This window comes from Phyllobacterium sp. P5_D12, from assembly GCF_054049495.1.
In genome coordinates this window covers 1-3,552 of sequence record NZ_JBFUMG010000461.1, presented here as the reverse complement: position 1 = coordinate 3,552, position 3,552 = coordinate 1, and the positions used below count along the sequence as shown (strand labels likewise).

Genomic DNA, 3,552 nt, shown 5'->3' with positions numbered 1-3,552 from the left:
CCTCAACAACCACGTCGACGTCGTGCTGCAAGGACCTAACCTTCGTATAGATCGCAGCATGAATGGAGAAGCTACCCGACGGATAATTTTCCAGCACCTTGTCCTCTAAAGGACTGCCAACTCGATCAACATGTTCGCAGAGCCCAGTTTAGTGGGCGATGGCTTCCTCATGCTTTGATGGAGGCACCTGGACCCGACGGGCTACGTCCATCAACAGGCCATCAACAAAGTCGATTGCGGCCGCGGTATCGAAAGTAAACTGAATGCCCATGTGTGATGCTCTTTCCAACAATTGATGATTAGACGAGTGCATGGAGGGGCCTGAGAACCTCGCTTGGATTTCATTCATGTTTTGTTCTGTGAGTGATATCCCGGACAAGAAATTTGTCCGGGATATCTTTTCTCGTTGCGAGTATCAGCTGCTCTTGCTCATGATTCTTGCAGCTAGAAAAAGATTGCTCAGATCAGTGTCTGAGCAATCTTTTGGCTTTTTCGATAGGAACTATGTGTTCCCCGACACAACTTATCCGAGGCTCAACTGCACCCGGAAGTATTGCCACAGGTGTCGCACTTCAAGCAAGTCCCATTACGAACCATCGTGAAGTTCGAGCATTCCGAGCAACTGTCGCCCGTATAGCCCTGCATCATCGATTTGATGCGGCGATCCGACATCACCTTCTTTGCTTCGGCTTTGGCTTCCTCAGCCGCAGCTTCTGCATCCGCGTCATCGAACAGGGCAGTGGCCGGAGTTGCATCTGCCTGATCCTTTGCACGCTCCTCATAGTCGCGCTTGAAGGCTGTCGATTCCTGGCTGACCACTGCGATCGTTGGTTTTGCAGCGATTGCAGTTACAGTGCGGCTGGCGAGGGTCGTGACATTTGATGACGCAGTTGCCTTGGGCGCGTTAACGGCGCCTGTTCCCCCTGCGCTGCTAAAACCCTTGGGATCAGCCTTGTTGGGCGAAACCACCTTCAGCGAAGCACCGCGTGTCAGGCCCTTGGAGACAGGTTCCGCCTTGCCTTCGGAAATACCGCGGCCAAGCGAGGTATTGGAGAAGTCAGACTGGTCGACATGGGCAAGATCATGGCGGTCAAGATAGGAAACAGCCAGTTCGCGGAACAGGTAGTCAAGGATCGACGTAGCGTTCTTGATTGCATCATTACCCTGAACCATGCCTGCCGGTTCGAATTTCGTGAAGGTGAAAGCCTCCACATATTCCTCCAGCGGCACGCCGTATTGCAGCCCCAGCGATATGGCGATGGCGAAGTTGTTCATCATTGCCCGGAAGGCGGCGCCTTCCTTGTGCATATCAATGAAAATTTCGCCGAGACGGCCATCGTCGAACTCACCCGTCCGCAGATAGACCTTGTGACCGCCAACGACTGCCTTCTGGGTGTAACCCTTGCGGCGGTTCGGCAACTTCTCACGATCATGGACATAGCGTTCGACAATACGTTCTACGATCTTTTCGGTGACCTGAACGGCACGGGCAGCTGCTGGCGCTTCGATCAGCGCCTCGATTGTATCGTCTTCATCCTCGTCATCATCGGCGAGCAACGAAGAATTGAGCGGCTGTGAGAGCTTGGAGCCATCGCGGTAGAGGGCATTGGCTTTCAGTGCCAGCTTCCAGGAGAGCATATAAGCAGACTTGCAATCCTCGACGGTTGCTTCGTTCGCCATGTTGATGGTCTTGGAGATCGCGCCGGAGATGAAGGGCTGGGCCGCAGCCATCATGCGGATGTGGCTGTCAACGGAAAGATAACGCTTGCCGATCTTGCCGCAAGGATTGGCGCAATCGAAAACCGGGTAATGCTCTTCCTTGAGGAAGGGGGCACCTTCAAGCGTCATAGCACCGCAAATGTGGATGTTGGCGGCCTCGATTTCCTTCTTCGAGAAGCCGAGTGCCGGCAATATCTCGAAGGAAATATCGTTGAGCTGCTCGTCAGTGAAACCGAGAACATTCTTCGCAAAGTCTTCGCCAATCGTCCACTTATTAACCGCGAATTTGATGTCAAAGGCCGACTTCAAAGCCGTGTTGAGCGTGGCAATGATCTCGTCGGTGAAGCCTTTGGCTTTCAGCGAACCGGGGTTGATGCCGGGTGCCTGATTGAGATTGCCATGACCAACTGCATAAGCTTCGATCTCGGCGATCTGGCTTTCCGAGTAGCCGAGGGTGCGTAGAGCTTCGGGCACGGCACGATTGATAATCTTGAAGTAGCCACCACCGGCCAGCTTCTTGAACTTCACCAGCGCAAAGTCCGGCTCGATGCCTGTCGTATCGCAGTCCATGACAAGACCTATCGTACCTGTCGGCGCGATAACTGTAGCTTGCGCGTTACGGTAACCATGCTTTTCGCCAAGCTTCAGCGCCTTGTCCCATGCTGCCTTTGCATGCGTGATCAGATCCTGATCCGGGCAGTCAGCCGCAATCAAAGCGACAGGATTTACAGCGAGGCCTTCATAGCCCTGGTTTTCGCCATGCGCTGCGCGGCGATGGTTGCGGATGACGCGCAGCATGTTGGCAGCATTCGGGGCATAACCATTAAACGCACCGAGCTCCTTAGCCATCTCGGCGGATGTAGCATAGGCGGTGCCGGTCATAATCGCAGTAAGTGCACCGCCGATCGCACGGCCTTCGGCGCTGTCATAGGGGATACCCGAAGTCATCAGCAGGCCGCCAATATTGGCGTAACCCAGACCGAGCGTGCGATACTCATAGGAGAGTTTAGCAATTTCCTTGGAGGGGAACTGAGCCATCATCACCGAAATCTCGAGTACGATCGTCCACAGGCGAGCGGAATGCTCAAAGCCGGCAACATTGATCTTGCCGTCCTTGCCGCGATAAGTCAGCAGATTGATCGAGGCCAGATTGCAAGCCGTATCGTCCAGGAACATATATTCCGAGCATGGATTGGATGCGCGGATCGGACCCGCAGCGGGGCAGGTGTGCCAGTCATTCATCGTGGTGTTGAAGTGCAACCCTGGATCAGCCGATGCCCAAGCGGCATAACCGATCTTTTCCCAAAGATCGCGCGCCTTCAACGTCTTCATCACCCTGCCGTCCTTGCGGGCGGTCAGGTTCCAGTTACCGTCGTTTTCGACGGCGCGCAGGAATTCGTCCTTGAGCGAAACAGAATTATTGGAGTTCTGACCGGCTACCGTCAGATAGGCTTCCGAATCCCAGTCGGTGTCATAGGTCTTGAAATCGATATCCGTGTAGCCTTGCTTGGCAAACTGGATGACGCGCTGGATATAATTCTCCGGAACCTGATTCTTCTTGGCGGCCTTGATCTCACGCTTCAGCGCTGGATTTTTGGTTGGCTCGTAGCAATCGCCATTATCGGCTTCGCAATTGACGCAAGCCTTCATAATAGCAGCGAGGTGCTGCTTGACGATCTTGGAACCGGTGACGAGAGCTGCAACCTTCTGCTCTTCCTTCACCTTCCAGTCGATATATTCTTCGATATCCGGGTGATCGACGTCAACGACGACCATCTTGGCGGCACGGCGCGTCGTGCCGCCTGACTTTATAGCGCCGGCAGCGCGATCGCC

At 54.3% G+C, this 3,552-nt stretch carries 1 protein-coding gene; it reads right to left on the bottom strand.

All coding sequences use genetic code 11. The features are described 5' to 3' along the window. Window positions 1–534: 534 nt before the first annotated feature. Window positions 535–3,552: vitamin B12-dependent ribonucleotide reductase (locus ACXJ5O_RS21780; protein ID WP_457301716.1), on the bottom strand; the 3,018-nt coding region annotated here is incomplete at its 5' end.